Here is a 25,490-nt window from a genome sequence, read left to right on the forward strand (position 1 = left end):
CCACCCCGCGCCGCCCTGCATACGCGGGACGTGTCGGCATCCCGCTCCCCCGGCACGTGAAGTAGCTCCCAACAGGGGCGTCCGTATCGCCCCAGGAGTGGCCGTTGCGTGTGAGGATGGGAGCATGTCGCACGGCGAGGAACTGTTCTCTCTCGGCGGGGATGTGACCACGGAGCCCAGCTTCGAGTCCGCCCTGCGAGGGTACGAAAAACGGCAGGTCGACCGGTATGTCGCTCGTGCGGAGCACGAGATCTCGGCGTTGGCGGCCGAACGGGAACAGGCCTACACCCAGATCCACAAGCTGGCCGGTCAGGTCGAGGTGCTCCAGCGTGACCTCGCCCAGGTCCGTAAGCAGGTCGGCGTGGTCGACCGGGCCGCGTTCCGTCATCTGGGCCCCCGGGTGGAGCAGATCCTCGCTCTGGCCGAGGAGCAGGCCGAGGACATTCTCGGTGCCGCCCACGAGGAGATCGAGGCGCGCCGGGCCACCGCCGAACACATCATCGACGAGGCGCGCGCCGAGGCCGCCAAGGCGCTCAAGGACTTCGAGATCGCGCTGGCCACCCGGCGGGCCGAGGAGGAGCGCCAGGCCGCCGCCCGTAAGGCGGAGTCCGAGGCCGCCGCCCGGGCCGCCCGCGAGGAGGCCGCCCGGCTGCGCAAGGTCGCCCAGGAGGCGCTGGCCAAGGCCGAGCAGGAGGCAACCCAGCTCCGCGACGCCGCCAAGGAGATCCACACCCGGGCCCAGCAGGAGGCGACCAAGCTCCGCGAGGCGGCCCGCGAGGTGCACGCCACCGCCCAGCAGGAGGCCACCCAGCTCCGCGACGCGGCCAAGGAGGTGCACGCCAAGGCCCAGCAGGAGGCCAAGCGACTGGTCGACCAGGCCACCGAGGCGGGTCGCGCCACGCACGCCAAGGCCCAGCAGGAGGCCAAGCAGATCATCGACGACGCCGCCACGGCCGGTCGCGCCGCGCGCGACAAGGCTCGCCAGGAGGCCGATCGGCTGACCGCGCAGACCACCGAGGCCGCCCGTCGCACCCGCACCGAGACCGAGGCGTACGCGCAGCGCATGCGCACCGAGACCGAGGCGTACGTGCAGCACGCCCGCGCCCAGGCGCAGCAGGAACTGGGTGCCTGGCGGGCTGGGGTGGAGAAGGAGGTCAACGGCCGGCGGGAGGCGGCGGACCGGGAGCTGGCCGAGCGACGGGCGACCGCCGAGCGTGAGTTCACCGGCCGTCGCGAGGAGCTGGAGAAGCAGTACACGACGCGCAACGCCGAGCTGGACGAGCAGTTCCGGGCCCGTACCGTCGAGTTGGAGTCGGGTTTCGAGACCCGCCGCACCGAGCTCGAATCGGAGTACACCACCCGGAAGAACGAGATCGAGCAGGGCGCCGACGCGATCCGCCAGGCCGCCGAGGAGGAGGCCGCGACGGTACGCGCCGAGGCCGAGGAGCGGGCCACCGCGCTGCTGCGCGACGCCGGCACCGAGGCGGCCGACAAGCGCCGCGAGGCCGACGAGTACGCCACCGTCACCCGCCGCGAGGCCGACGAGCACGTCACCGGTGCGCGCCGCGAGGCCGACGAGTACGTCGCCTCCTCCCGCCGCCAGTTCGAGGAGTACGCCGCCACCACCCAGCAGCACCTGGCCACCACGCAACAGCACCTGGCCGCGACGCAGCAGGAGGCGGCGGCGAGCCGCCAGCAGCTCGCCCAGGTGATGCTGGAGATCGCCAAAGCTCAGCAGCAGCTCGCCGACCTGCGTCAGGAGACCTGGAAGTCCCGGCAGGAGTCCGACGAACTGCAGCGCAAGCTGCTCGACCTGCGGCTGACGGCGGCGGCGGGCCCCGACGGTCCGGGTGCTCCCGCCACCGTGGCCGCGCCCGCCATGGCCGCCTCCACCACGGGTGCCTCCGTCACCACCGCGTCTGTCCCGGCTGCCTCCGCCACGGCGCCGGTCGCCGTCAACGGCAACCGCCCGATCAACGGCGTCGTCGGTGCGGCGGGCGGACCGGGTGGCGCGGCCGACACCGCCACCAGGCCCGCGACCTCAGGTGACGACGGGTCGGCGGCCATGGGTGGCGACGGACCGGCCACGGAGCCCGCGACCGCAGGTGACGACGAACTGGCCACGACGTCGGCGATCACGGACGACGACGGGCCGGCGACGAAGCCGGTCGCGGAGCCGGTCACCACGGTCGAGGACGCGACGGCGAAGCCGGCCACCGAGCCCACCTCGGTCGACGGCAGTACGGCGAGCGCCGGTGTGGACGGCGAACCGACGGTGGCGGCGGTGCCCGGCACCGGCGGACGCAGCGCCACCCCGACGAAGATCACCAGCACCGGCGAGAACGGCAAGCGCCCGACCAAGCCGACCACTGACGAACGCAGCGCCAAGCCGAGCAAGGTCACCTCGGACTGAGCCGGATGCGGGGCGACGCGGCCCTGCCCCGGCCCGCCGAGGGCTGAACACCGCGCCGCGTCCCGAACTCCGGCTTCCGGCACCCGGTAAGGCACCTACCACCCGGCACCCGGTGCTCGGTGCTCGGTGCTCGGCGGTCAGAGTGAGTCGGGGCGGCGGTGGGCGATCGGTCGACGGGCCGCGCCCCAGGCGACGAACCGGTCGAACAGCGTCCGGGGTTCAGGGCCGTCGTGCGGGTTCAGGTGGTACAGGTCCCGCATCGCCTCGTACATCAGACCGGCCAGATAGATGGTGAGGCCGGCGCTGTTGGCGTCGTACTCCGATCGGAGCAGCAGGCGGGCCTCTCCGCAGGGCCACGGCTGCCCGTCGGCGCGGCAACACCAGGTCGGCCGGAGCGGGGTGTGCGGGGGCCGACTGCCGACGGAGCGGGGGCGCTCGGGACGGGGACCGTCACCCGGTACGGGCAGGCGTGTCGTGATCATGAGAGGCCGCCCGGCGAACTGCCCTTCGCCCGCCACCTCGTCGGGCACTGGCAACGCTGACTGCGCACATCGACCTCCCTCGGGAAAGCCCGGACACACCTGCCGCTCACGCGACGACGGATGCGGCCAGGACTGCGGGAGGGGCCGCCCACGCGGGGGGGAAGGCGGGGGCGGCCCCGGCCTGGACCAGCCCGCGCCCCCTCGGCTACGAACCAGTCCGGCATGGCTGACAGTCTGCTGAGCAAACCACTACTGTCGGAAGGCATCGAGGCTGGTCGTCGTACCGCTGCGAAGTCCCGCCCCCGACCGGAAATCCCGAGCGTTTCTCGGGCGCAGACTGTGGAGGCACTGTGGAGGGAACGACGGCGGACCTGATCCGGGCCCAGCTTCGCCGACTGCGCGTGGCCGCCGGGCTCAGTCAGGAGGAGTTCGGCAAGCAGGTGCACTACTCGCCGTCGATGGTCTCGGCCGTCGAGACCGGCAGCCGACCGTACGACCGGTCGTTGCTCGCCCGCGCCGACGAGGTGCTGCGCTCCGGCGGTCTGCTGGTCGCGTTGCAGCGGATCGCCGAACGGGAGGGACAGCCCTCGTGGTTCCTGCCGTGGCTGGACGCCGAACGCATGGCCCGGCAACTCCGGGTCTTCCAGCCCACGCTGATCCCGGCCCTGTTGCAGACCGAGGGCTACGCCCGCGCGGTGATCCGCTGCGACGACCTGCTCAGCGACGAGGAGGTGGACCGGCGGGTCGCCGCCCGGCTGGACCGGCAGACCGTCCTCACCCAGCCGGAGCCGCCGCAACTCATCGCGGTCGTCGACGAGGCCGTCCTGCATCGGAGGGAGGAGCGCTTCTGGCCTGTCATGGTGCACCAGATCGAGCACCTGATCGCCTGGGCGGAGCGAACCCAGGTCAGCATCCACGTCGTCCCGCTCGGGGTCGGGGTGCACATCGGGCTCTCCGGTCCGTTCTCGCTGGCCCGCAGCGAGGAGGGCGGCTGGGTGGCGATCATGGAGAACCAACTGACCGCCACGCCGACCGACAGCGAGACGGACCTGGCTACGCTGTTGGCGCGCTGGGAGACGGTGCGCAACGAGGCGCTGTCTCGCCAGCAGTCGATCGAACTCCTCGACAGGGTGGCGAAGTCATGGACCTGAACGGCGCGACCTGGCGCACCGCCAGCCGCAGCGGCAACACCGACTGCGTGGAGGTGGCCGACAACCTGCCCGGCGTGGTCGCGGTCCGCGACAGTAAGGACCGGCAGGGCCCGGTGCTCGCATTCGCCCCGCAGATCTGGCGCTCGTTCATCCGGCAGATCAAACAGCGCTGAGCCGGTGGCAACCGCGAGGGTGAGCGACCACGCGGGTCGGTGACCAGCAGCAAAGCCCCACCGCCCTGGTCGAGTCATCCCGGCCCACGAGCGGTCGGGCGGCTCAGCAGCCCCCGATACGACGCATCTGCTGGCTCGGTCCGCCGACCCCGCATTACCCTGCCGAGCAGGATCCGACGGCCAGCGAGGCTGGGCGGGACCGACACGGCTCAGGCAGCGATCAGCCCGGGCCAGAGCGGGGAGACCGAATGGCGCAGGACGGGCCGGAGCAGCCCGAACGAGAGCAACCCAAACGTGAGCAACCAAGGGCGGGCCAGCACGACAGCGCGAGCCAGGACGACAGGGACCAGCCCCGAGCGGGCCAGCGTGCCGGGGAACAGCCTACGGCGGGGCGGCCCAGGGCGATGGCGGTGAGCTCCGACCACGAGAGCTCGTCGACTGCCGAGATGGCCAGGGAAGCGTCGGCCTCCGGGGCAATGGACGGTCCGGCCGGAGCGGAGGCGGGTCGGTTCGGTACGCCGGGGCGACCGCTGCGGCGCAACAGCTTCCTGGTCGGGTTCACCGGTGCGCTCGGCGTGCTGCTCGCGTACGCCGTCTATCTGGGGTTGCGCAACGCGGCCGGGATGGTCGTGCTGGTGGTCATCGCGCTGTTCCTCGCGGTGGGCCTGCACCCGGCGGTCGTGCGCCTGCGGTCGTGGGGGGTGCCGCGCGGCCTGGCCGTGGCACTCGTGGCGCTCGTCGTGGTGGCGCTGCTGAGTGCGGGCGTACTGGCCCTGGTGCCGCCGATCGTCACCCAGACGACGCAGTTCATCGACCAGTTGCCGAGCTACCTGGAGTCGTTGCGTCGCAACGAGACGGTCAACGATCTGGTGGAACAGTTCGACCTGATGCGGCGGGCGCAGGAGTTGGCCAGCGCCGACGTGGTCGGTCGGGCGCTGGGCGGTGTGCTCGGCGGTGCCCAGTTCCTCTTCGGCACGCTGTTCCGGGTGCTCACCGTGCTGGTGCTGACGATCTATTTCCTGGTCTACTTCGACCGGATGCGCGACCTCGCGTACGCCCTGGTGCCGCGCTCGCGTCGGGAGCGGGTGCAGCTCATCGGGGACGAGATGCTGACCAAGGTCGGCGCGTACATGGTCGGCGCGCTCTCCATCGCCGTGCTGGCCGGTGTCGCCGCCTTCGTCTTCGCGCTCGCGGTGGGCCTGCCGTACCCGTTCGCGCTCGCCGTGGTCGTGGCGATCACGGACCTCATCCCGCAGATCGGCGCGACGCTCGGCGCGGTGGTCGTCAGCCTGGTCGGGTTCGCCACCGAGCCGTCCGTCGGCATCGCCTGCATCGTGTTCTTCGTGATCTATCAGCAGATCGAGAACTACCTGCTCTACCCCAAGATCATGCGTCGGTCGGTGCACGTCAACGAGGTGGCGGCACTGGTCGCCGCGCTCCTCGGGGTATCACTGCTCGGGGTCATCGGCGCGCTGATCGCCATCCCGACGGTCGCCGCGATCCAGATCGTCCTGCGCGAGGTGGTGATCCCCCGCCAGGATCGCCGCTGACCGGCAGGACTCAGTCGGCGCGACGCTGCTCCGGGCCGGTGACCGGGGTGTCGGCGAAGGCGGCCACCGTGCGGTCGGCGTACGCGCTGGCGTCGCCGGTCTCCATCGGACCGTCCCAGGTCGTCGGCAGCGGCACCGGCACCGCCGGGTTGACCCGCCGGACCACCTCGTCCAACACCGTCTCGGCGTCTCCGACCCAGAGGTGCTTTGCCCCCGGTACCCCGACCACTTCGGCCTGCGGCACCGCGGCGAACCGCTCGCGGGCCTGCTCGGGGCGGAGGTAGTCGTCGAACTCCGGCACCAGCGCGGTCAACGGTCGACCCGACTCGGCCCAGTTGGCCAGATCGGCCGGCTCGGAGAAGCGCAGCGGCGGGGAGAGCAGGATCGCGCCGGACACGGCCGGGTCACCGCCGTACTTGAGCACCAGGTCGGTGCCGAACGACCAGCCCAGCAGCCAGATGTTCGGCAGCTCGTGGAACTCGGCGTACTCGATGGCGGCGGCCACGTCGTACCGCTCGCCGACGGCCGAGTCGAAGCTGCCCTCGCTGGTGCCGCGCACGCTGCTGGTGCCCCGGGTGTTGAACCGCAGCACGGCCAGGTCGGCCAGCGCGGGCAGCCGCCAGGCCGCCTTGCGGAACACGTGGCTGTCCATCATTCCGCCGTGGGTGGGCAGCGGATGCAGGCAGACCAGGGTGGCCACCGGCTCGCGGTCGGCCGGGCGGGCCAGCTCACCGACCAGCCGCAGTCCGTCCGCGGTGTGCAGTTCGATGTCCTCCCGGCGGCCGGGCAGGATCGACGACGCGCGAATGGGTGCACTCACTCCCCCATCCTCCCGTCCCAACGGCCCGGCCGCGCGGGCAGGTGACAAAGATCGCCGGAAGGCGGGTACAGGCTGCCCGCGCCGCCGCAACGGGCGACTCGGCAACCCGGCGACCCGCGACCCGGCGACCGGCGACCGGCGACGGGCAACCCGGCGACCGGCGACCGGCAACCCGGCGACCGGCGACCGGCAACCCGGCGACGGGCGACGGGCGACTTGGCGACCCGGCGGCCGACGACGGACGTGCGCCGGCGTTCAGCCGTGGCGGGGGGCGCTGCGGCCGCGCTGGATCCCCGGTGTCCGCCGGTCCCGGGCGCGCCAGCAGCCGGTGTGCCAGTGCCGCCGGTCGGTCAGGTCGCCCCGGTCGTCGGCCGGCCAGGCGACCAGATGCGCCACGCCGGGCCGGATCTCCTGGTCGCAGCCGGGACAGCGGTACGTCTTGGTCGACCCACCGCCGCTGATCGCGCGTACCTGCCAGTCGCCGTCCCGCCACTGCTGCACCGAGGCGACTCCGTGCCGGGCACGTTCGGCGTCCAGACGCGTGTCGTCGTCACGGCGGGGACGGTTGCGACGAGGGCTCACATCACCCAGCGTAAGGCCGGGTGGCACCGTGCTTCGCGTCGGCTGGCCGGCGCTGCGGTTAGCAGGGGACCCTTCCTATACCGCAGGCGTTAATAAGGTGCCCTTCCTTTCACGAAGGCAGCGAGCGGAAGCCGCGCCCGGTGCGGTCGCCGAGGTGACCGGCGGTCACCAACTGCTCCAGCAGTGGAGCCGGGGCGAAGCCCGGATCGCGCAGTTCCCCGTACAACCGCCGCTGGACGGCCAGCGCCACGTCCAGACCGACCGCGTCGAGCAGGGCGAACGGGCCGACGGGGTAACCGCAGCCGAGCCTCATGGCGTGGTCGACGTCGTCGGTGCCGGCGTAGCCGGCCTCCAGCATCCGCACCGCGTCGTTGAGGTACGGGAACAGCAGCGCGTTGACGATGAAACCGGCCCGATCGGCGCAGACCACTGCGGTCCGCCCCAGCGTGGCACAGACCGCCCGCGCGGTGTCCACCACCTGGTCCGAGGTCCGGATGGTCCGCACGATCTCGACCAGCGGCGTCGAGGTGCCCGGGTGCACGAGGTGCAGGCCCACCACGTCGTCCGGGCGCCCGGTCGCCATCGCCAGGTCGATCACCGGCAGCGCGGAGGTGGTGGTGGCCAGCACGGCGCCCGGCTTGCAGACTGCGGCCACCTCGGCGAGGAGGGCCTTCTTGACGTCGAGATCGTCGGCCACCGCCTCGACCACCAGGTCCGCGTCGGCCAGCGCCGTCGACGCCGTCGACCAGGTGATCCGGCCGAGGGCGGCGGCACGGTCGGCCTCGCTCAACCGGTCGGGGGAGACGTTCTCGTCCAGTGCGGTCCGCACCGCCGCACCGGCCGTCGTGGGATCCCCGAATCCGGGGCCGACCGCGACGACCTGGTATCCGGCGGCGGCGAAGACCGCGACGAGCCGGTGCGCCGACGCGCCTGCTCCGACCACGCCGACGGTGCGTACCGGGTCGGTGGGTGCCTCGCCGGCCGGTGCCGGCGTCCGTGCGTCGGGCACGACGGTGCCGGAGCCGGGCCGCTCGTAGGTGTAGAAGCCCCGGCCGGACTTCCGCCCGAGCAGCCCGGCGGTCACCATCTGGCGCAGCAGTGGCGCCGGGGCGTGTCGGCGGTCCCGGCCGCCACGGCGGTACATGGTGTCCAGGACCTCGTAGGACGTGTCCAGCCCGATCAGGTCCATCAGGGCCAGCGGGCCCATCGGCAGTCCGCAGCCGAGCTTCATCGCGACGTCGATGTCCTCGCGGGTCGCGTACCCCGCCTCGACCATCGTGACGGCGTGGTTGAGGTAGCCGAACAGCAGCGCGTTGGCGACGAAGCCGGCCCGGTCGCCGATGGTGACGTCGACCTTGCCGAGTCGCCCGCAGAGCGCCTCCACGTCGGTCACCACGTCGTCGGCGGTGACGACCGTGCGCACGACCTCGACCAGCTTCATCACCGGTGCCGGGTTGAAGAAGTGGATGCCGATCACCTGTTCGGGCCGGCCGGTGGCGACCGCGATCTCGGTGACGCTCAACGACGAGGTGTTGGTGGCGAGGACGGCCTCGGGCCTGCAGATCCGGTCCAGGTCGGCGAAGAGCCGCCGCTTCAGGTCGAGGCGCTCGGGTACCGCCTCGATCACCAGGTCGACCGCGTGCAGCGCGTCCAGCCCGACGGCGAAGGTGACCCGGCCGTGCAGGGCGTCCCGGTCGGCGGCGGCGAGCCGGCCCTTGGCCACGGCCCGGTCGGTCGAGCGGGTCAGCGTGGCCCGGCCACGGTCCAGGGCGTCGTCGGTGATCTCGACGGCCACCACGTCGACGCCGCTGCGGGCGAAGACCTCGACGATGCCGGCACCCATGGTGCCCAGACCCACCACACCCACGCTGGTGAACTCGCGCGCCACGCCCGGCCTCCCCTTGTCCGCGGAACCGGCGACCGGACTTTAACGGTCGCTCAGGTCATGCGCGCGAGTCTGCCACGTGGCGCGGGCCTGTCCAGACGCGGTGGGGTTTGTCACCGCGCCGGGCACAGGTCGGCGGTCGGGCTCAGGCCAGCGGCCGGGTGCAACAGGTCAGGAGCCGCCGGTGATGGCGCGTGTGGAGGGCGCGACCGGCAGCGGCAGCGTCGGTCGCCGCTCCTGGCGCGGCACCCCGAAGCTGAAGCCCACCGGGTCGGTGAGCGCCACCCCCGGGTCGAAGAACCGCAGGTCGGTACGACCGATCCGGACCACGTCGCCGTCGCTGAGCCGGGTCAGCTCGGTGATCCGACGTTCGTTCACCCAGGTGCCGTTCGTCGAGCCGAGGTCCACCAGGGACACCCCCTCGCCGGCCAGCCAGATCTCGGCGTGCCGACGACTCAGATGCGGGTCGTGCACGACGATGTCGACCGCCGGATCGCGGCCGATCACCTGCGGCTGACGACGCAGCCGGAACCCGAGCCCGCGCATGGGCCCGGCGGCCACTGTCAGCAGCGGCATCAGTTGCGGATATTCCTCCATGGACAGTCGGACCTCCACCCCGCGCGGCCACCCCCGCGTCAGCCTGCCACCACCGGGCGGCCACCTCCACCACCCGGCCAGTCATCACCGAGTAACCGGCCGGACACCTTCCGTTCGACCCTTTCGGTGGACAGGGCACCTGCCTTCCGGCGAAAACTGCTGCTCAGTCCGATTCAACCATCCGCCGCCCAGCCCGCTCGGCCCCGCACCACTCCCTACCTGTGAGTAATATTCGGGTCTAGAATCCCGTCATGACGGCTCCCCACCGCCCCGGCACCCCGACGATCGAGGGCGGCCACCTGATCTCGACCAACCCGGCCACCGGCGACGAGGCGGGACGCGTACCGGTCGCCACCGGCGTGGAGGTGGAGCGCGCCGTCGCGAACGCCCGCGCCGCCGGCCTGTGGTGGGCCGGTCTCGGCTTCGACGGGCGGCGGGAACGGCTGCTGCGCTGGCGGCGGCTGCTCGCGCAGCGGATGGAGACGCTGGCGGAGCTGGTCCACGCCGAGGGTGGCAAGCCGATCGCGGACGCGCTGGTCGAGATCGTGACCGCGGTGGAGCACGTCGACTGGGCGGCGAACAACGCGCGCCGGGTGCTCGGCGCCCGCCGGGTCCGGTCCCGGCTCATCCTGGCCGAGTTCTCGGCCCACCTGGAGTACCAGCCGTACGGGGTGGTCGGGGTGATCGGGCCGTGGAACTACCCGGTCTTCACCCCCATCGGCTCCGCCGCGTACGCGCTGGCCGCCGGCAACGCCGTGGTCCTCAAACCGAGCGAGTACACCCCGGTGGTCGGGCAGTGGCTGGTCGACACGTTCGCCGAGGTGGTGCCCGAGCAGCCGGTGTTCAGCGCGGTGCACGGCCTCGCCGACGTGGGCGCGGCACTGTGCCGGTCCGGCGTCGACAAGCTCGCCTTCACCGGCTCCACCGCCACCGCGAAGAAGGTGATGGCGGCCTGCGCCGAGTCGCTGACCCCGGTGCTGTTGGAGGCCGGCGGCAAGGACGCGATGATCGTCGACGCGGACGCCGACCTGGACGCCGCCGCCGAGGCCGCCGTCTGGGGTGCGATGACCAACGCCGGGCAGACGTGCATCGGCATCGAGCGGGTCTACGCGGTGGAGCCGGTCTTCGACGCGTTCGTCGACAAGGTGGTCGAGCGGGCGGGCCGCCTCACCGTGGGCCCCGACGACGCCGACGTCGGCCCGATCACCATGCCCAGCCAGCTCGACGTCATCCGACGGCACATCGACGACGCGCTGACCCGGGGCGGACGCGCCGCCCTCGGCGGCCGGGACGCGGTCCGGCCGCCGTACGCGCACCCGACCGTGCTGGTGGACGTGCCCGAGGACTCCGCGGCCGTACGCGAGGAGACCTTCGGCCCGACGCTGACCGTCAACCGGGTGCGGGACGCGGACGAGGCGCTCGCCCGGGCCAACGCCCTGCCCTACGGTCTGGGCGGTTCGGTCTTCGGGCGGCGTCGGGCGGTGGCGATCGCCCGTCGACTCCGGTCCGGCATGGCGTCGATCAACTCGGCGCTCACCTTCGCCGGCATGTCCACCCTGCCCTTCGGCGGGGTCGGCGAGTCGGGGTTCGGCCGGATCCACGGCGAGGACGGGCTGCGCGAGTTCGGCCGGGCCAAGGCGGTGACCCGTCGCCGGGGCCGGACGCTCCTGCCGTCGACCACCTTCGACCGCACCCCTGCTGACGTGGCCCGTCTCGTCAAAGCGGTCAAGATGCTCTACGGCAGGTAAGCAGGCGGTCCGAAAGCCGCCACTGTCGGAAAGCCGATCATCGTCGGCTTCGATACGGGACAGAGGTTTAGCGTCGGTAGCCGCGACGGTACATTCCGTTAAATGCGCCCCCATCGATTGCGATTCCATCTCGTCGACAAGGACGGCTCATGGGCCGCGCGGCAACGCCAACGCCGCGCCGAATGGCTGGTCCGCACGTTTCCCCGGCTGTCCGAGATGAACGTGATCGACCTTGGTGGACGCCTCGGCACCTGGACCCGCGCGGCCGTCCGGCCGGCCCGCGTACACGTGGTCAACCTGGAGCGACCCGCCGTCGACGTGCCCGAGTGGGCCGAGGTCGACCAGGCCGACGCCTGCGACCTGCCGGCCCACATCACCGGGCGCCGCTACGACCTGGTCTTCTCCAACTCGGTGCTGGAACACGTGGGTGGACACGAGCGCCGGCTGCGGTTCGCCGAGGCGGTGCACACGCTGGCCGAGCGGCACTGGGTGCAGACGCCGTACCGCTACTTCCCGATCGAGCCGCACTGGATCGCCCCGGGCATGCAGTTCCTGCCGGTACGCCTGCGCACCGCGGTCGCCCGGCGCTGGCCGCTCGGGCACAAGGCCACCCACTCCCACGACGCGGCCATCCACCAGGTGCTCTGGACCGAGCTGCTGGACCGGTCCCAGATGCGGCACTACTTCCCGCAGTCCCGCATCCTGGTGGAGCGGGTCGGCGGCCTGCCCAAGTCGCTGATCGCGGTCCGCACCACGATCCCCCGCCAACGCACCACCTGACCGCGCCGCCGACCCTCAGAACAGGGTCAGTTCGTCGCGCTCGATGCCGCGCAGCCGGTCGTAGTCGACCACCACGCACCGGATGCCGCGATCCCGGGCGAGCACCCGCGCCTGCGGCTTGATCTCCTGCGCGGCGAAGACGCCGGCCACCGGTGCGAGCAACGGATCGCGGTTGAGCAGTTCGAGGTAGCGGGTGAGCTGCTCGACGCCGTCGATCTCGCCCCGGCGCTTCACCTCGACCGCGACCGTGCCCTGGTCGGCGTCGCGGCAGAGCAGGTCGACCGGCCCGATGGCGGTCATGTACTCGCGGCGGACCAGCGTGTACCCCTCGCCCAGCGTCTCCGGGTTGGCGGCCAGCAACTCCTGCAGGTGTGCCTCCACCCCGTCCTTGCGCAGCCCCGGGTCGACGCCGAGTTCGTACGAGGTGTCCTGAAAGATCTCCTCCAGGGTGATCCGCAGTTCCTCACCGGCCTTGTTGACCACCCGCCACACCCCGGGCGCCTCCTCCAGCCGACAGGGCGGGCTCATCCAGTTCAACGGCTTGTAGGCCCGGTCGTCGGCGTGGATGGACACCGAGCCGTCCGCCTTCACCATGAGCAGCCGGGTGGCCGGCGGCAGGTGGGCCGAGAGGCGTCCGACATAGTCCACCGAGCATTTCGCAATCACCAACCGCACCCGACGAGGGTAGCGGAGAGGCCGGGCATCGCCGCCGAGCGGCACTGGCGCGCCGGTGCCATGCTGAGATGGTGCTCGAAGTGCTGACCGGTACCGGCCTCGCCGCCTCGGCGGGGCTCAACGCCTACATCCCGCTGCTGTTGATGGGCGGTCTGGCCCGTTTCACCAGCGTCATCGACCTGCCCGGCGGCTGGCAGTGGCTCGGTAACGACTGGGTGCTGGGCATCCTCGCCGTGCTGCTCGTCGTCGAGGTCGTCGCGGACAAGGTGCCGGTGGTGGACCACGTCAACGACCTGGTGCAGACGGTGGTCCGGCCGACCGCCGGTGGGCTGGCCTTCGGTGCCGGCTCCGCCTCGGAGACGGTGACGGTCAGCGACCCGGACAGCTTCTTCACCGACGGCGGCCAGTGGCTACCGGTCGTCGTCGGGGTGCTGATCGCGCTCGGCGTACACCTGCTCAAGTCCGCCGCCCGGCCGGTCATCAACGCGACCACGGCCGGTTTCGGCGCCCCGGTGGCGAGCACCGCCGAGGACGCGACCAGCGTGGTGATGTCCCTGGTGGCGATCGTGCTGCCGGTGCTGGTGCTGGTGTTCCTGGTCGCGTTCGCCCTCTATCTGCCGTGGTTCCTGCGCCGACGCGCGGACCGACGCCGGGAACGCCAGGCCGCCCGGGACGCCGGCTTCCGGGTCTGATCCTCAGGTACGCGGGGCAGACCGGTTGCGTAGTGGATCTACGCTGCCCCGCATGACGTACCACCCGACTCCGGTCCCGCCCCGCAACAACCGCCCGCTGCGGATCGTGCTCGTCGTGGTGGGGGTGGTCGTCGCCCTCTGCTGCCTGGGCGGTGCGGTCGGCGGCTGGTTCCTCTACCAGACCGTGCAGGACGCGGTCGGTCCGGCCCGCAGCGCCACCGGCGAGTATCTGGACGCCCTCCGGGACGGCGACCACCAGCGCGCCTACGACCGTCTCTGCCAGCGGCAACGCGACGAGGTCACGGCGGACGAGTTCGCCCGGCAACGGCAGGCGATGCCGAAACTGGTGGAGTACGACATCACCGGGATGCGGGTCTCCACCAACAACGGCCGGACCACCGGGGCCGCGTCGGTACGCCTGGAGACGGCCAACGGCGAGACGAACGAGTCGATCAGCCTGCTCCGCGAGGACGGCGAGTGGCGCGTCTGCCCCTGAGGACCGGCGAATCGGTCCAGCCCAGCCCTCCGAAAGCCTAAAATTAGGGCAAATCAACGGAGGAGGGTGGGTCATGACCGCAGCGATGGAGATGCCCCGGGTCCAGGAGTGCGTGGTGTCCGCCTGCGCGTACAACCACACCGGCGACTGCAACGCCTTCGCCATCACGATCGGCAGCATGGACCACGCGCACTGCCACACGTTCATCGAGATGCCGGCCGTCCGCGCCGGCATCGACGGCCAGGTGGCCCAGGTGGGCGCGTGCCAGCGGGCCGACTGTCGGCACAACCAGCAGTTGGAGTGCCAGGCCCCGTCGATCAAGGTCGGCCCGGACGCCGACATGGCCGACTGCATGACGTACAGCCACCGCTGATCGACCTCCGGGTGGCGTCCGCCGGGCGGACGGACCCGGAACTGTGCAGAACCGCACAGCGGAACGACGGTGACGCCCGGGTCCGAGTCGCCCGTGACGGGGAGGAACCACCACCCCCCGGTGCGGACGGCGGACCCGGGCGCCCCGCACACTTGACGGCATGAGTGACGACGTCGCGATCCACGTCCGGGGCCTGCGCAAGGCGTACGGCGACAACGTCGCCGTGGCCGATCTGGACCTCGACGTCCAGCGGGGCGAGGTGTTCGCTCTGCTCGGCCCGAACGGCGCCGGCAAGACCACCACCGTGGAGATCCTGGAGGGCTACCGGCAGCGCGACGCCGGTGAGGTGCGCGTACTGGACACCGACCCCTCCTTCGCCCACGGCTCCCGGTCGGGCGGATCCCGCGCGCCGGGCCGCTCGGTGCGCGACTGGCGGGGTCGGGTCGGCATCGTGCTCCAGGGCACCGGCGAGTTCGACGAGCTGACCGTGGCCGAGGTGGTGCACCACTTCGCCGGCTTCTATCCCGACGGCGACGACCCGGACAAGGTGATCGCCCGGGTGGGGCTGACCGCCAAGGCCGGCGCCCGTACGCACACCCTCTCCGGCGGGCAGAAGCGTCGCCTGGACGTGGCGCTGGGCATCATCGGCCGTCCCGAACTGCTCTTCCTCGACGAGCCGACCACCGGTTTCGACCCGGAGGCCCGCCGCGAGTTCTGGGAACTGATCCGGGACCTCTCCGCGGCCGGCACCACCATCGTGCTCACCACGCACTACCTGGACGAGGCCGAGGCGCTCGCCGACCGGGTGGGCGTCATCGCCGGCGGCCGGCTGGTCGAGGTCGCCGTACCCGCCGAGCTGGGCAACCGGCAGGACGCGCTGGCCACGGTCTCCTGGCGTACCCCGGAGGGCACGTCGGAGAGCGCGCAGAGCGCGACGCCGACGGCGCTGGTGGCCGAACTGGCCGCGCGTTTCGGTGGCGAGGTGCCCGGCCTGACCGTCACCCGGCCCACGCTGGAGGACATCTACCTGCGGATGATCGGACACTCATGACCACCACCACCCGACCGGACGCCCCGGTCGCCGCCCCCGCCACCCGCCGCCCCGGACCCGGCGGTCTCGCCCTGCGCCAGGGCCGCATGGAGATCCGGCAGTTCCTGCGCAGCCGGGAGTCCGTCGTCTTCACGCTGGGCTTCCCGATCATCATGGTGCTGATCTTCGCGTCGATCTTCGACGGCGACCTCGGCGAGGGTGTCAGCTACACGCAGTACTTCATCACCGGAATGATCGCCACCGGCCTGATGACGGTCAGCTTCCAGAACCTCGGCATCTGGATCCCGATCGAGCGGGACCGGGGCGTGCTCAAGCGGTACCGGGGCACGCCGATGCCGAAGTGGGTCTGGTTCGCCGGCAAGGTGATCATGGTGCTGGTGACCGGCGTGGCGATGACCGCACTGCTGCTCACGGTCTCGGTGCTGCTGTTCGACCTGAACCTGCCGACCACCGCGACCGCCTGGGTCACCTTCGGCTGGGTCAGCGCGCTGGGCATCACCGCCTGCACCCTCTGCGGCATCGCCATCTCGTCCCTGGCCCGTACGGCACGCAGCGGCTCGGCCGTGGTCACCCCGGTCGCCCTGGTGCTCCAGTTCATCTCCGGGGTGTTCTTCGTCTTCACCAACCTGCCGAGCTGGATGCAGCAGGTGGCGGCCATCTTCCCGCTCAAGTGGATGTGCCAGGGGCTGCGGGCGGTGTTCCTGCCGGAGAGCTTCGGCGCCAACGAACCGGGTGGTTCGTTCGAGCTGACCCGGGTCGCGCTGGTGCTGGGCGCCTGGTGCGTGATCGGCCTGGTGCTCTGCCTGACCACCTTCCGCTGGACCACCCGCCGCGACGGCTGAGGTGCAAGGAAGGGCACCTTGTTAACGCCTGCGGTAGAGCAGGGGTCCCCTGCTAACAGCCCGGCAGCCCTCGACGGGCAGCGCCGTTAAAAGGGGTCCCCTGCTATGCACGAGGCGTTAGCAGGGGACCCCTCCTTTCATCCGGTCAGTACGAGTAGAAGCCCTGGCCGGTCTTGCGGCCCAGGTCGCCGGCGGTGGCCATGCGCTGGAGCAGTTCCGGCGGGAAGAACTTCTCGTCACCGGTGTCGGTGTAGATGTTGCGGGTGGCGTTGAGCAGCACGTCCACGCCGGTCAGGTCGACGGTGGCGAGCGGCCCCATGGCGTGCCCGAAGCCGAGCTTGCAGGCGGTGTCCAGGTCCTCGGCGGAGATCACGCCGGTCTCGACCAGCCGGACCGCCTCCATCGCCAGTGCGGTGATCAGCCGGGTGGTGACGAAACCGGCGATGTCCCGGTTGACCACCACCACGGTCTTGCCGATCTCCTCGGCGAACGACTTCGCCGTGTCGAGCGTGGCGTCGCTGGTCTTGTAGCCCCGGATCAGCTCGCAGAGCTTCATCATCGGCACCGGCGAGAAGAAGTGGGTGCCGACGACCGCCTCGGGCCGTTCGGTGACCGCCGCGATCTGGGTGACCGGGATGGCCGACGTGTTGGTGGCCAGCACCGCGTCGGACTTGCAGATCTTGTCCAGCGCGCGGAACACCTCGTGCTTGATCTCCAGCCGCTCGAAGACGGCCTCGACCACGATGTCCGCGTCGGCCGCCGCCTCCAGGTCGGTGGTGGCCGTGATCCGTCCCAGCGCCGCCTCGGCGTCGTCGGTGGAGATCCGGCCCTTCTCCGCGAACTTCCCCAGCGACGTACGGATGCCGTCCAGACCGCGCCGGGTGGCCGCGTCGTCCAGGTCCCGCAGCACCACCTGCCAGCCCGCCTGTGCCGCCACCTGTGCGATGCCCGAGCCCATCAGCCCGGCGCCCACGACCGCGAGTCGACCCGCCATCTGATACTCCCTCGCTGCGATTTCGAGTGTCTTCCTGCACCCTAGTCGGCGAGCCTGAACGAAGGCTAAGGAGGCTCAAATGGTCAGTTCGGGTTCCTCCGGCGCGGTGGCCCGCTCCACCTCGATGCCGAGCGCCCGCAGGTCGGCCACGAAGTCGGGGTACCCCCGGTCGACGTGGTGCACGTGCGACACCTCGGTCACCCCGTCGGCGCAGAGCCCGGCGATGATCAGTCCCGCGCCGGCACGGATGTCGGTGGCGCGCACGGGTGCGCCGGAGAGTTGCTCGCGTCCGCGTACGACGGCGTGATGGCCGTCGGTCTTGATGTCCGCGCCCAGTCGCATCATCTCGTTGGCGAACATGAACCGGCCGTCGAAGATGTTCTCGGTGATCAGGGACGCGCCCTCGCTGAGCGCGGCGAGCCCGATCGCCATCGGCAACAGGTCGGTGGCGAAGCCCGGGTAGGGCAGCGTCACCACGTCCACCGCCCGGGGGCGGTCGTCCATGCGTACCCGGAAGGCGTCCGGCCGCGTCTCCACCAGGCCGCCGGCCGCGACGACCTTGTCCAGCGCGACCTCCAGGAAGCCGGGGTCGAGACCGGTCACGGTCACGTCGCCACAGGTCATCGCCGCGCCGAAGGCCCAGGTCCCGGCGACGATCCGGTCGCCCACCGTGGCGTGCCGGACCGGTTGCAACCGGGGTACGCCGACGATGGTGATCGTGGAGGTCCCCTCCCCCTCGATCACCGCGCCCATCCGCTGGAGCATGGTGCAGATGTCCACGATCTCCGGCTCGCGGGCGGCGTTCTCGATCACGGTGGTGCCCTCGGCCAGCACCGCGGCCATGACCAGGTTCTCGGTCGCGCCGACGCTCGGGAAGTCCAGCGTGATCTCCGCGCCCCGCAGGCCGTCCGGCGCGGCGGCGATCACGAAGCCGTGTTCGCCGGAGATGTCGGCGCCCATCCGGGTCAGCCCGGAGATGTGCATGTCCAGACCGCGCGAACCGATCGCGTCGCCGCCCGGGTGGGCCACCCGGACGTAGCCGCGCCGGGCCAGCAGCGGCCCGAGTACGCAGATCGAGGCCCGCAGCCGGCGGACGAGGTCGTAGTCGGCCTCGACGCCGGGCTGTTCCGGCACGTCGATGGTGACCGAGCGGGACCGGGCCACCCCGCCGACGGCGACCATCGGGTCCACCGGCTCGTCGGCGTCGAAGCGCACGCCGCAGCCGAGTCGGCGCAGCACCTCGCCCATGATGGCGATGTCGGTGATCCGGGGCACGTTGGTGATCACCGTCCGGCCCGGCGCCAGGAGCGCGGCGGCCATCAGCTTCAACGCGGAGTTCTTCGCCCCCACCACGTGCACGGTGCCGGCGAGCCGGGCTCCGCCGCGTACCCGGATGACGTCGACGTCGGCGACCGCCGCGTCACCCGCGTCACCCGGGCCGACCCCGCTGGACCAGCCCGTACCGGCTGTCGGCCGGGTCGGGATCGTCAGGTCCGGTATCCGTAGGCTGTGCGTCATGGCCGTCCACCTCACGCGCATCTACACCAAGGCCGGCGACGCCGGCATGACCAGGCTGAGCAACAACGAGCAGGTGCCGAAGAACGATCCACGGATCGCCGCGTACGCCGACGTGGACGAGTGCAACGCCACCATCGGCATGGCGCTCGCCCTGGGCGGGCTCGACGACGGGTTGCGAGCGGTGCTGGGGCCGATCCAGAACGACATGTTCGACGTGGGGGCGGATCTGTCCACCCCGGTCGAACCGGACCCGAAGTACCCGCCCCTGCGGGTGACCGAGGAGTACGTCGAGCGCCTTGAGGGCTGGTGCGACGAGTACAACGGGCGCCTGAGCAAGCTCGACTCCTTCATCCTCCCCGGCGGTACCGCGGGTGCGGCACTGCTGCACGCGGCGCGGACCGTCGCCCGGCGCGCCGAGCGGTCGGCATGGGCCCTCGTCGCACACGACCCCGACCGGACCAGCCATCTCCCGGCAAAGTATCTCAACCGGTTGTCGGATCTACTCTTTATTCTGGCAAGAACGGCAAATCCGGACGGAGACGTGCTATGGGTTCCGGGCGGAGGTCGTTGACGCTCGGAGCACTGCACCACGTGGAGGTCTGGGTACCCGACCTGGGCGTCTCGATGCGCAGTTGGGGCTGGCTCCTCGGCCAGTTGGGCTGGACCCCTTTCCAGGAGTGGCCGGCCGGTCGGTCCTGGCGGCTCGGCCCGACGTACCTCGTCCTGGAGGAGTCCCCCGCGCTCTCCGGGCGGCGTCATGACCGTCTCGCGCCCGGCCTGAACCACCTGGCCTTCCACGCCGGCCCGCCGGCCGCCGTGGACCGCCTGGTCGAGGAGGCTCCCGGGTACGGCTGGACGCTGCTGTTCCCGGACCGCCACCCGCACGCCGGTGGCCCCGACACGTACGCCGCCTACCTGACCGACGGGCAGGGGTACGAGGTGGAGTTGGTCGCCGCCACCTCGTGACCCCCGCCCGGCCGGCCGGGACGAGCCTCGCTCAGCCGGCCACGGCGCGGAAGACCGGGTAGTACCCGCCGGACTGGCCGGCCGCCGTCGGGTGGTAGGAGACGCCGATGTTGGCGAAGTTCAGCGCGTGCAGCCACTTCTCGCCGTAGCTGCAGAGCTGGTGGCCGACGAACTGGGAGCGGACGTCGGCGAACGCGAAGCCGGCGGCCAGGGCGGCGGTGCGGATGATGTCGTTCACCAGGTTGATGCCCTCGTTGATCTTCGTGCGGGAGGTCGCGCTGAGTCCCGCGCAGATCGTGCCGAGCTGATAGAAGACCGGGTAGCCGGTGACCACCACCCGGGCCGACGGCGCCCGACTCCTGATCCCGTCGTAGACGGCGCGGAGCAGCCTCGGCAGGTCGGCTCGGGCCTTGGCCTGTGCCGCGTCGACCGCGGCGACGCATTCCGTGGTGCCCTGGAGCACGCAGGTGCTCATGATGGTGCCGAAGCCGACGTCGTTGCCGCCGACGGTGACGCTGACCAGCGTGGTCCGACTGGCCAGGGCCGAGAGCTGGGTGTTGACCACGCTGGTGGTGGTGGCGCCCGAGCAGGCGACCGAGCGGTACGACGCCGGGCCGACACGGGTCGCGTAGAGCGCCGGATAGGCGGCGGTGCTGCGTTGGCAGGAGCCGCTCTCGGAGGTGTAGCTGCCGGCGCCCACTCCGGAGGCGTACGAGTCGCCGAGGGCCACGTAGTGGTCGCTCGGTGCCGCCTGGGCGGGGGCGGCGGTCAGGCTGAGGGTGGTGGCGAGGGCGACGACCATGCTTGTGGCAAGCGTCGCCAGACGAGTTCTCCGCACGTCGTTACTCCGGGGTAGCAGGGGGACGTTCGGAGATTGATATCACTAGATATCGATGAAGGGAAGATCTCTAGGCGATTCCACCGGACACCCGGGCGAGATCTGGCACGGATGTGCCACCACCGCACGGGCACGGTGGTGGCGCTGAGGTCGGTTACCGGGACCGGTCAGACGGGCGGGAGTGGCACACCGGGACACGGCCGGACACGGCACACACCCGGTGCGTGCCGTTGAGACACGAGATCGATCAGGCGGCGGGCCAGTCCTGCGACGAGGCCAGACGCGGCGAGGCCGCCCCCGGAGGGGCGGCCTCGAGCCAGGAGAGGAATCCGGTGACGGTGGATCGCGCCATGGCGATCTCGACCGGAGCATGTCCGCTGCTACACCGGAGGATGATCCAGTCCGAGGGCATGGACATTCGCTCCTGCCCCTCGGGCAGGCGCCGTCGATCCACGGTCAGCCCCTCGCGGCACAGCACCCGCTTGGGCCGCACCGCGAAACTGACCAGGCGGTACCAGCGGAGCTCGTCACCGGCGAAGCGACCGAAGCCGGGCGCCCAACCACGGCCGTCGAGCATGGTGGAGGTCCGCACGCTGAGCCGGATGATCCCTCCGCTACGGGTCACCAGCGCCCGCCGGGCGAAGAGGACCAGGATCGCGCCGAGGATCACGGCGACGCCGATTCCGACCCCTTCGACGATCTCCATCGGCGGGTCGGCTCAGTTGCCCTGAGCGGCGGAGGCCCGGGTCGCGGTCTCGGCCAGCACAGTCACGCCCCGCTCGTTCACCGAGAGGAAGCCGCCGGCCACCTCGTAGACGACCTGCTCGCCGCCGGGCAGCTTGATGCGGACCTGGCCGGAGTCGGCGAGCTGGCCGAGCAGGGGCGCGTGCCCCGGCAGCACACCCAGCTCACCCTCGGTCGTACGGGCCATGACCATCTCGGCCTCGCCCGACCAGACCTTCTCCTCGACGGCCACGAGCTGGACGTTAAGGTGTTGTGCCACGCTGTCTCCTTGCTGAGGCGGCGGATTGGGGAAAGTCTAGTCGCGGCCCTGACCTGTGCTTCATGCGGGTGCCGGGAGCCACGCCGCGATCAGCCCTTGTTGACGAACTTGGGATGTTCGAGCAGGAACGGGTCCAGGAGTTCCCGCTCCAACGCGACGAAGAAGTCGTCCACCTCGGGCTCGAACCGCTCGCCGAGGTAGTTGCCGTTCTGCAGGATCCCGCCACCCGGCAGCTTGATCATCTGAATGTTGCCGGGCCGGATGTCCTTGAGCGCGAGGCCGAAGTCGATCACGCTGTGCCCCCGGCCGCTGAAGATCAACGACTCACCGGCCGCCCGCAGCACCCGGTCCAGCTTCACCGGGTTGGTCACCACGTCGGCGCTGAGCGCCTGACCCGCCATCGCCTTGACGAACTGCTGCTGGTGCCGCTGCCGGCCGTAGTCGCCGTCCGGCACACCGTTCTCCGGGTAGCGCTGGCGGACGTAGTCCAGCGCCTGCCACCCCTGCAGGTGCTGCTTGCCCTTCGGATAGATCGCCTGCGGCCCGATGTAGCCCCCACCGCCGGGCCGGCCCTCACGGTGCTTGCCGTCCGGCTGGCGGTGCCGGGAACGGACCTCCCGCTCGATGTTCATCGTGACGCCGCCCATCGCGTCGACGATCTTCTGGAAGCCGGAGAAGTTGATGATCGCACCGGCGTCGAACCGCTCGATGCCGGTGACCTTCTGCGCGGTGAGGGCGAGCAGCTCGAAGCCGCGCGCGGCGTCCGGCTTCCCATCGGGCACCCGGCTGCCGAAGGACATCGCCGCGTTCAGCTTGGTGGTGCTGCCGTTGAAGTTCGCCTTGGGGAACGCGGGGATCTCGACGTAGAGGTCCCGGGGCAGCGAGAAGAGGTACGCCCGGTCCATCTCCTTCGGCACGTGCAGGATCATGATGGCGTCGCTCAGCGGCGGCCGGTCGTCCCGGACCGGGTCGATGCCGACCAGCAGGATGTTGAGCGGGCCCTCGATGTCGCTCTTGGCCTCGCCCGCCGCCTGGTCACCGAAGAGGTCGGCCTTGCCGATCGCTCCCTCGTAACGGGCCATCAGCGCCTCGGCCCCCACCAGCGACGTGCCGCTGACCATCATCAGCACCACACCGAAGATGGTGCAGAGCTTCGCCCACAGCGGTACGCCCCGCCAGATCGACGTCTTCTTGCCACCACGCGTGCCGCGCGTACCGCCCCTGCCGGCCTTGCCCACAAGCTTCTCCGTTCGTCGCGTCCCCGGGAGGTGTACGGGTCCGCGTAGCCGAAAGGTTTAAGTCGTTCGCCGCTCATCCGCGCCTGAGCTGCACTAGACGGTATCTCGGGCACGGCGTGATCGCCGAGCACGGGAAACCGGGCAGCCAGGATCGTACGTCCCGTAGATGAACGAAAGGCCGTCCCGGCGTGAACCGGGACGGCCTTTCTTCGTTCGAACCGAAGGGTCAGCCCTTCATCAGCTCGGCGGCCTTCTTCTCCAGGTCGTCGAGCCCACCGCACATGAAGAACGCCTGCTCGGGGAAGTGGTCGTACTCACCCTCGCTGATCTTCCGGAACGCCTCGATGGTCTCCTTGATCGGGACCGTCGAGCCCGGCACACCGGTGAACTGCTCCGCCGCGTAGGTGTTCTGCGACAGGAAGCGCTCGATCCGACGGGCCCGCTGGACCGTGATCTTGTCTTCCTCGGAGAGCTCCTCGATACCGAGGATGGCGATGATGTCCTGCAGGTCCTTGTAGCGCTGGAGGATCCGCTTGACCTCACTGGCCACCTGGAAGTGCTCCTGGCCGACGAACTCCGGGGCGAGGATCCGCGACGAGGACGCCAGCGGGTCCACCGCCGGGTAGATGCCCTTGTCGGAGATGGACCGCTCCAGGTTGGTGGTGGCGTCCAGGTGGGCGAAGGTGGTGGCCGGGGCGGGGTCGGTGTAGTCGTCCGCCGGCACGTAGATCGCCTGCATCGAGGTGATGGCCTGGCCCTTGACGGAGGTGATCCGCTCCTGGAGCTCGCCCATCTCGTCGGCGAGGGTCGGCTGGTAACCCACCGCGCTGGGCATCCGGCCCAGCAGGGTGGAGACCTCGGACCCGGCCTGGGTGAAGCGGAAGATGTTGTCGATGAAGAGCAGCACCTCCTGCTTCTGCACGTCACGGAAGTACTCCGCCATGGTCAGCGCGGAGAGCGCGACGCGCAGCCGGGTGCCCGGCGGCTCGTCCATCTGACCGAAGACCAGCGCGGTCTTGTCGATGACGCCGGACTCGGTCATCTCGTGGATGAGGTCGTTGCCCTCACGGGTCCGCTCCCCCACACCGGCGAAGACGGAGGTACCACCGAAGTTCCGGGCGACTCGGGTGATCATCTCCTGGATGAGCACCGTCTTGCCCACGCCGGCACCGCCGAACAGGCCGATCTTGCCGCCCTTGACGTACGGGGCGAGCAGGTCGATGACCTTGATGCCGGTCTCCAGCATCTCGGTCTTCGGCTCCAGGTCCGCGAAGGCCGGGGCCTTGCGGTGGATGCCCCAGTGGTCGTCGGCGGAGATGGTCTCGCCCTCGGTGAGGTTGAGGCACTCGCCGATCGCGTTGAAGACGTGGCCCTTGACCGCGTCGCCGACCGGCACCCGGATCGGGAAGGCGGTGTCCCGCACCTCGGCGCCCCGGACCAGACCGTCGGTCGGCTGCATCGAGATCGCGCGGACCAGGTTGTCACCCAGGTGCTGGGCGACCTCCAGGGTCAGCGTCTTCTCGCCACCGGAGAGGGACACGTTCACGTGCAGGGCGTTGAAGAGGTCCGGCATGGCGTCGCGCGGGAACTCGGCGTCGACGACCGGGCCGATGACCCGGACCACGCGACCGGTGGCGGTCGTGGTCTCGGCTGGTCCTCCAGCAGTGGAAACAGTCATCACACTTCACTTCCCGACGCGGCCAGCGCGTTGGCGCCGCCGACGATCTCACTGATCTCCTGGGTGATCCCGGCCTGGCGGGCCGAGTTCATCTCACGCGTGTACTTGTCGATCATCTCTTCGGCGTTGTCGGTGGCGCTCTTCATCGCCCGCCGCCGGGCCGCCGACTCGCTCGCCGCCGACTCCAGCAACGCCGCGTAGATCCGCGTGTTGATGTACTTCGGCAGCAACGCGTCGAGCAGTTCCTCCGGGTTCGGCTCGAACTCGTAGTCGGGCAGCAGCCCGGGGGCCGCCTCCGACCGAGGCCGCTCCTCCACCTGCAGCGGACCGATGATCCGGGTCACCGGCGTCTGGGTCATCAGGGACTTGAACTCGGTGAAGACGATGTGCAACTCGTCCACCCCGAGCACCCCGTCCGCACCCGGACCGCCGTCGAGGTCGTCCGCGCCGGCCGAGAACGCCTTGACCAGCGTCTCGCCCACCTCGCGGGCGTCGGCGAACGACGGTTGCTCGGAGAAGCCGGTCCAGCTCGCCTCGATCGGCCGGTTACGGAACCGGTAGAACGAGACGCCCTTGCGACCGACGACGTAGAGCACCGGCTCCTTGCCGTCCTCCTTGAGCCGCGCGACCAGCGACTCCGCCGTCTTGATGGCGTTGGAGCTGTAACCGCCGGCCAGACCCCGGTCGGCGGTTACCAGCAGCACGCCCGCCCGCCGCACCCGCTCGCGCGGGGTCAGCAACGGGTGGTCGACCGACGCGTTGGACGCCAGCGCCGTGAGCACGCCGGTGATGGCCCGGGCGTACGGCAGGGACGCCTCCACCCGGGCCTGGGCCTTGGCGATCCGGCTCGTCGCCACGAGCTCCATCGCCTTGGTGATCTTCTTCATCCCCTTCGCCGAGCGAATGCGTTGACGAAGAACACGTACCTGCGCCGCCATGGCCCGG

General features: G+C 70.9%; 27 protein-coding genes. 13 read left to right on the top strand and 14 right to left on the bottom strand.

The features are described 5' to 3' along the window. The first annotated feature begins 124 nt into the window (after positions 1-124). Positions 125-2,413: a hypothetical protein gene (locus HUT12_RS26610; protein ID WP_176095093.1), complete on the top strand. Its 2,289-nt coding sequence runs from the start codon at positions 125-127 to the stop codon at positions 2,411-2,413. 137 nt (positions 2,414-2,550) lie between these two features. Here HUT12_RS26610 and HUT12_RS26615 read toward each other — a convergent pair whose 3' ends face one another. Then, entirely contained in the window at positions 2,551-2,895 is a 345-nt protein-coding gene (locus tag HUT12_RS26615) for a hypothetical protein (protein ID WP_176095094.1), read from the bottom strand. Between the two features lie 350 nt (positions 2,896-3,245). Between HUT12_RS26615 and HUT12_RS26620 the strand changes: the two genes are divergently transcribed. From HUT12_RS26620 to HUT12_RS26630, 3 genes are all read left to right on the top strand, one after another. Next, positions 3,246-4,046 (top strand): helix-turn-helix transcriptional regulator, encoded by an 801-nt coding sequence (locus tag HUT12_RS26620; RefSeq protein ID WP_176095095.1) that lies wholly within the window; start codon positions 3,246-3,248, stop codon positions 4,044-4,046. Then, positions 4,037-4,219 (top strand): DUF397 domain-containing protein, encoded by a 183-nt coding sequence (locus HUT12_RS26625; RefSeq protein WP_131056393.1) that lies wholly within the window; start codon positions 4,037-4,039, stop codon positions 4,217-4,219. The genes HUT12_RS26620 and HUT12_RS26625 overlap by 10 nt, the downstream gene beginning before the upstream one ends. A gap of 446 nt (positions 4,220-4,665) precedes the next feature. Beyond that, complete coding sequence (locus tag HUT12_RS26630; protein ID WP_254876967.1) at positions 4,666-5,769, top strand: AI-2E family transporter; 1,104 nt, start codon at positions 4,666-4,668, stop codon at positions 5,767-5,769. 10 nt (positions 5,770-5,779) lie between these two features. Here HUT12_RS26630 and HUT12_RS26635 read toward each other — a convergent pair whose 3' ends face one another. From HUT12_RS26635 to HUT12_RS26650, 4 genes are all read right to left on the bottom strand, one after another. Next, positions 5,780-6,589 carry an alpha/beta hydrolase gene (locus HUT12_RS26635; RefSeq protein ID WP_176095097.1) on the bottom strand — a complete coding sequence of 270 codons (810 nt, stop codon included), beginning with the start codon at positions 6,587-6,589 and terminating at the stop codon, positions 5,780-5,782. 255 nt (positions 6,590-6,844) lie between these two features. After that, positions 6,845-7,171, bottom strand: coding sequence for a hypothetical protein (locus HUT12_RS26640; RefSeq protein WP_131052243.1), 327 nt, complete (start codon positions 7,169-7,171; stop codon positions 6,845-6,847). 109 nt (positions 7,172-7,280) lie between these two features. Further along, the gene (locus tag HUT12_RS26645) at positions 7,281-9,059 is read right to left on the bottom strand and encodes a 3-hydroxyacyl-CoA dehydrogenase family protein (RefSeq protein ID WP_176095098.1); all 1,779 of its coding nucleotides are present in this window, start codon (positions 9,057-9,059) and stop codon (positions 7,281-7,283) included. Between the two features lie 168 nt (positions 9,060-9,227). Then, positions 9,228-9,632: an FHA domain-containing protein gene (locus HUT12_RS26650; protein ID WP_236145640.1), complete on the bottom strand. Its 405-nt coding sequence runs from the start codon at positions 9,630-9,632 to the stop codon at positions 9,228-9,230. Positions 9,633-9,904: 272 nt separating this feature from the next. Between HUT12_RS26650 and HUT12_RS26655 the strand changes: the two genes are divergently transcribed. Further along, the gene (locus HUT12_RS26655) at positions 9,905-11,401 is read left to right on the top strand and encodes an aldehyde dehydrogenase family protein (protein ID WP_176095099.1); all 1,497 of its coding nucleotides are present in this window, start codon (positions 9,905-9,907) and stop codon (positions 11,399-11,401) included. A 102-nt stretch (positions 11,402-11,503) separates the two neighbouring features. Next, the gene (locus HUT12_RS26660; RefSeq protein WP_176095100.1) at positions 11,504-12,181 is read left to right on the top strand and encodes a methyltransferase domain-containing protein; all 678 of its coding nucleotides are present in this window, start codon (positions 11,504-11,506) and stop codon (positions 12,179-12,181) included. Positions 12,182-12,196: 15 nt separating this feature from the next. Here HUT12_RS26660 and nucS read toward each other — a convergent pair whose 3' ends face one another. Next, complete coding sequence (gene nucS, locus HUT12_RS26665; RefSeq protein ID WP_131052248.1) at positions 12,197-12,856, bottom strand: endonuclease NucS; 660 nt, start codon at positions 12,854-12,856, stop codon at positions 12,197-12,199. Between the two features lie 71 nt (positions 12,857-12,927). Here nucS and HUT12_RS26670 point away from each other — a divergent pair, with 71 nt between their 5' ends. The 5 genes from HUT12_RS26670 (at position 12,928) to HUT12_RS26690 (ending at position 16,310) form a co-directional block, all read left to right on the top strand. After that, positions 12,928-13,548 (top strand): DUF4126 domain-containing protein, encoded by a 621-nt coding sequence (locus HUT12_RS26670; RefSeq protein WP_131052268.1) that lies wholly within the window; start codon positions 12,928-12,930, stop codon positions 13,546-13,548. 52 nt (positions 13,549-13,600) lie between these two features. Continuing rightward, a complete protein-coding gene (locus tag HUT12_RS26675; RefSeq protein WP_131052249.1) occupies positions 13,601-14,044 on the top strand; it encodes a DUF4878 domain-containing protein in 444 nt (147 codons plus the stop codon). A 73-nt stretch (positions 14,045-14,117) separates the two neighbouring features. Beyond that, complete coding sequence (locus HUT12_RS26680) at positions 14,118-14,417, top strand: DUF1540 domain-containing protein (RefSeq protein WP_131052250.1); 300 nt, start codon at positions 14,118-14,120, stop codon at positions 14,415-14,417. 160 nt (positions 14,418-14,577) lie between these two features. Further along, a complete protein-coding gene (locus tag HUT12_RS26685) occupies positions 14,578-15,468 on the top strand; it encodes an ABC transporter ATP-binding protein (protein ID WP_176095101.1) in 891 nt (296 codons plus the stop codon). Then, positions 15,465-16,310, top strand: coding sequence for an ABC transporter permease (locus HUT12_RS26690; protein WP_176095102.1), 846 nt, complete (start codon positions 15,465-15,467; stop codon positions 16,308-16,310). The genes HUT12_RS26685 and HUT12_RS26690 overlap by 4 nt, the downstream gene beginning before the upstream one ends. A 145-nt stretch (positions 16,311-16,455) precedes the next feature. On the opposite strand, the gene HUT12_RS26695 is transcribed toward HUT12_RS26690, so the two are convergent. Together HUT12_RS26695 and murA are read right to left on the bottom strand one after the other, a co-directional pair. Continuing rightward, positions 16,456-17,304: a 3-hydroxyacyl-CoA dehydrogenase family protein gene (locus HUT12_RS26695; RefSeq protein WP_131052253.1), complete on the bottom strand. Its 849-nt coding sequence runs from the start codon at positions 17,302-17,304 to the stop codon at positions 16,456-16,458. Positions 17,305-17,379: 75 nt separating this feature from the next. Then, on the bottom strand, positions 17,380-18,822 hold the full coding sequence (murA, locus tag HUT12_RS26700; RefSeq protein ID WP_131052254.1) for a UDP-N-acetylglucosamine 1-carboxyvinyltransferase: 1,443 nt from the start codon (positions 18,820-18,822) through the stop codon (positions 17,380-17,382). On the opposite strand from murA, the gene HUT12_RS26705 reads away from it, so the two are divergent. Both HUT12_RS26705 and HUT12_RS26710 read left to right on the top strand, forming a co-directional pair. Further along, a complete protein-coding gene (locus tag HUT12_RS26705; RefSeq protein WP_131052255.1) occupies positions 18,821-19,393 on the top strand; it encodes a cob(I)yrinic acid a,c-diamide adenosyltransferase in 573 nt (190 codons plus the stop codon). The two genes, murA and HUT12_RS26705, sit on opposite strands and share 2 nt — an antisense overlap. After that, entirely contained in the window at positions 19,369-19,788 is a 420-nt protein-coding gene (locus tag HUT12_RS26710; protein WP_176095103.1) for a VOC family protein, read from the top strand. Before HUT12_RS26705 ends, HUT12_RS26710 begins: the two co-directional genes overlap by 25 nt. Positions 19,789-19,819: 31 nt before the next feature. Here HUT12_RS26710 and HUT12_RS26715 read toward each other — a convergent pair whose 3' ends face one another. From HUT12_RS26715 to HUT12_RS26740, 6 genes are all read right to left on the bottom strand, one after another. Next, the gene (locus HUT12_RS26715) at positions 19,820-20,626 is read right to left on the bottom strand and encodes an SGNH/GDSL hydrolase family protein (RefSeq protein WP_131052257.1); all 807 of its coding nucleotides are present in this window, start codon (positions 20,624-20,626) and stop codon (positions 19,820-19,822) included. 247 nt (positions 20,627-20,873) lie between these two features. Next, positions 20,874-21,332, bottom strand: coding sequence for a DUF2550 domain-containing protein (locus HUT12_RS26720; RefSeq protein WP_131052258.1), 459 nt, complete (start codon positions 21,330-21,332; stop codon positions 20,874-20,876). Between the two features lie 12 nt (positions 21,333-21,344). Then, the gene (locus tag HUT12_RS26725) at positions 21,345-21,629 is read right to left on the bottom strand and encodes a F0F1 ATP synthase subunit epsilon (protein WP_131052259.1); all 285 of its coding nucleotides are present in this window, start codon (positions 21,627-21,629) and stop codon (positions 21,345-21,347) included. An 89-nt stretch (positions 21,630-21,718) separates the two neighbouring features. Continuing rightward, positions 21,719-22,867, bottom strand: coding sequence for an LCP family protein (locus HUT12_RS26730; RefSeq protein WP_131052260.1), 1,149 nt, complete (start codon positions 22,865-22,867; stop codon positions 21,719-21,721). Between the two features lie 226 nt (positions 22,868-23,093). Continuing rightward, positions 23,094-24,545 (bottom strand): F0F1 ATP synthase subunit beta, encoded by a 1,452-nt coding sequence (atpD, locus tag HUT12_RS26735; RefSeq protein ID WP_117225973.1) that lies wholly within the window; start codon positions 24,543-24,545, stop codon positions 23,094-23,096. Beyond that, on the bottom strand, positions 24,545-25,483 hold the full coding sequence (locus tag HUT12_RS26740) for a F0F1 ATP synthase subunit gamma (protein WP_131052261.1): 939 nt from the start codon (positions 25,481-25,483) through the stop codon (positions 24,545-24,547). The genes atpD and HUT12_RS26740 overlap by 1 nt, the downstream gene beginning before the upstream one ends. Positions 25,484-25,490: the final 7 nt, after the last annotated feature.

It is taken from the genome of Verrucosispora sp. NA02020 (genome assembly GCF_013364215.1).
Lineage (GTDB): Bacteria > Actinomycetota > Actinomycetes > Mycobacteriales > Micromonosporaceae > Micromonospora.

Excerpts from the sequence above, each read along its gene's own strand:
- HUT12_RS26610 (WP_176095093.1), top strand. The coding sequence starts at position 125 with ATGTCGCACGGCGAGGAACTGTTCTCTCTCGGCGGGGATGTGACCACG.
- HUT12_RS26615 (WP_176095094.1), bottom strand. The coding sequence starts at position 2,895 with ATGATCACGACACGCCTGCCCGTACCGGGTGACGGTCCCCGTCCCGAG.
- HUT12_RS26625 (WP_131056393.1), top strand. The coding sequence starts at position 4,037 with ATGGACCTGAACGGCGCGACCTGGCGCACCGCCAGCCGCAGCGGCAAC.
- HUT12_RS26630 (WP_254876967.1), top strand. The coding sequence starts at position 4,666 with ATGGCCAGGGAAGCGTCGGCCTCCGGGGCAATGGACGGTCCGGCCGGA.
- HUT12_RS26650 (WP_236145640.1), bottom strand. The coding sequence starts at position 9,632 with ATGCCGCTGCTGACAGTGGCCGCCGGGCCCATGCGCGGGCTCGGGTTC.
- HUT12_RS26655 (WP_176095099.1), top strand. The coding sequence starts at position 9,905 with ATGACGGCTCCCCACCGCCCCGGCACCCCGACGATCGAGGGCGGCCAC.
- HUT12_RS26660 (WP_176095100.1), top strand. The coding sequence starts at position 11,504 with ATGCGCCCCCATCGATTGCGATTCCATCTCGTCGACAAGGACGGCTCA.
- HUT12_RS26675 (WP_131052249.1), top strand. The coding sequence starts at position 13,601 with ATGACGTACCACCCGACTCCGGTCCCGCCCCGCAACAACCGCCCGCTG.
- HUT12_RS26680 (WP_131052250.1), top strand. The coding sequence starts at position 14,118 with ATGACCGCAGCGATGGAGATGCCCCGGGTCCAGGAGTGCGTGGTGTCC.
- HUT12_RS26685 (WP_176095101.1), top strand. The coding sequence starts at position 14,578 with ATGAGTGACGACGTCGCGATCCACGTCCGGGGCCTGCGCAAGGCGTAC.
- HUT12_RS26690 (WP_176095102.1), top strand. The coding sequence starts at position 15,465 with ATGACCACCACCACCCGACCGGACGCCCCGGTCGCCGCCCCCGCCACC.
- HUT12_RS26695 (WP_131052253.1), bottom strand. The coding sequence starts at position 17,304 with ATGGCGGGTCGACTCGCGGTCGTGGGCGCCGGGCTGATGGGCTCGGGC.
- HUT12_RS26705 (WP_131052255.1), top strand. The coding sequence starts at position 18,821 with ATGGCCGTCCACCTCACGCGCATCTACACCAAGGCCGGCGACGCCGGC.
- murA (WP_131052254.1), bottom strand. The coding sequence starts at position 18,822 with ATGACGCACAGCCTACGGATACCGGACCTGACGATCCCGACCCGGCCG.
- HUT12_RS26710 (WP_176095103.1), top strand. The coding sequence starts at position 19,369 with ATGGGTTCCGGGCGGAGGTCGTTGACGCTCGGAGCACTGCACCACGTG.
- HUT12_RS26720 (WP_131052258.1), bottom strand. The coding sequence starts at position 21,332 with ATGGAGATCGTCGAAGGGGTCGGAATCGGCGTCGCCGTGATCCTCGGC.
- atpD (WP_117225973.1), bottom strand. The coding sequence starts at position 24,545 with ATGACTGTTTCCACTGCTGGAGGACCAGCCGAGACCACGACCGCCACC.
- HUT12_RS26740 (WP_131052261.1), bottom strand. The coding sequence starts at position 25,483 with ATGGCGGCGCAGGTACGTGTTCTTCGTCAACGCATTCGCTCGGCGAAG.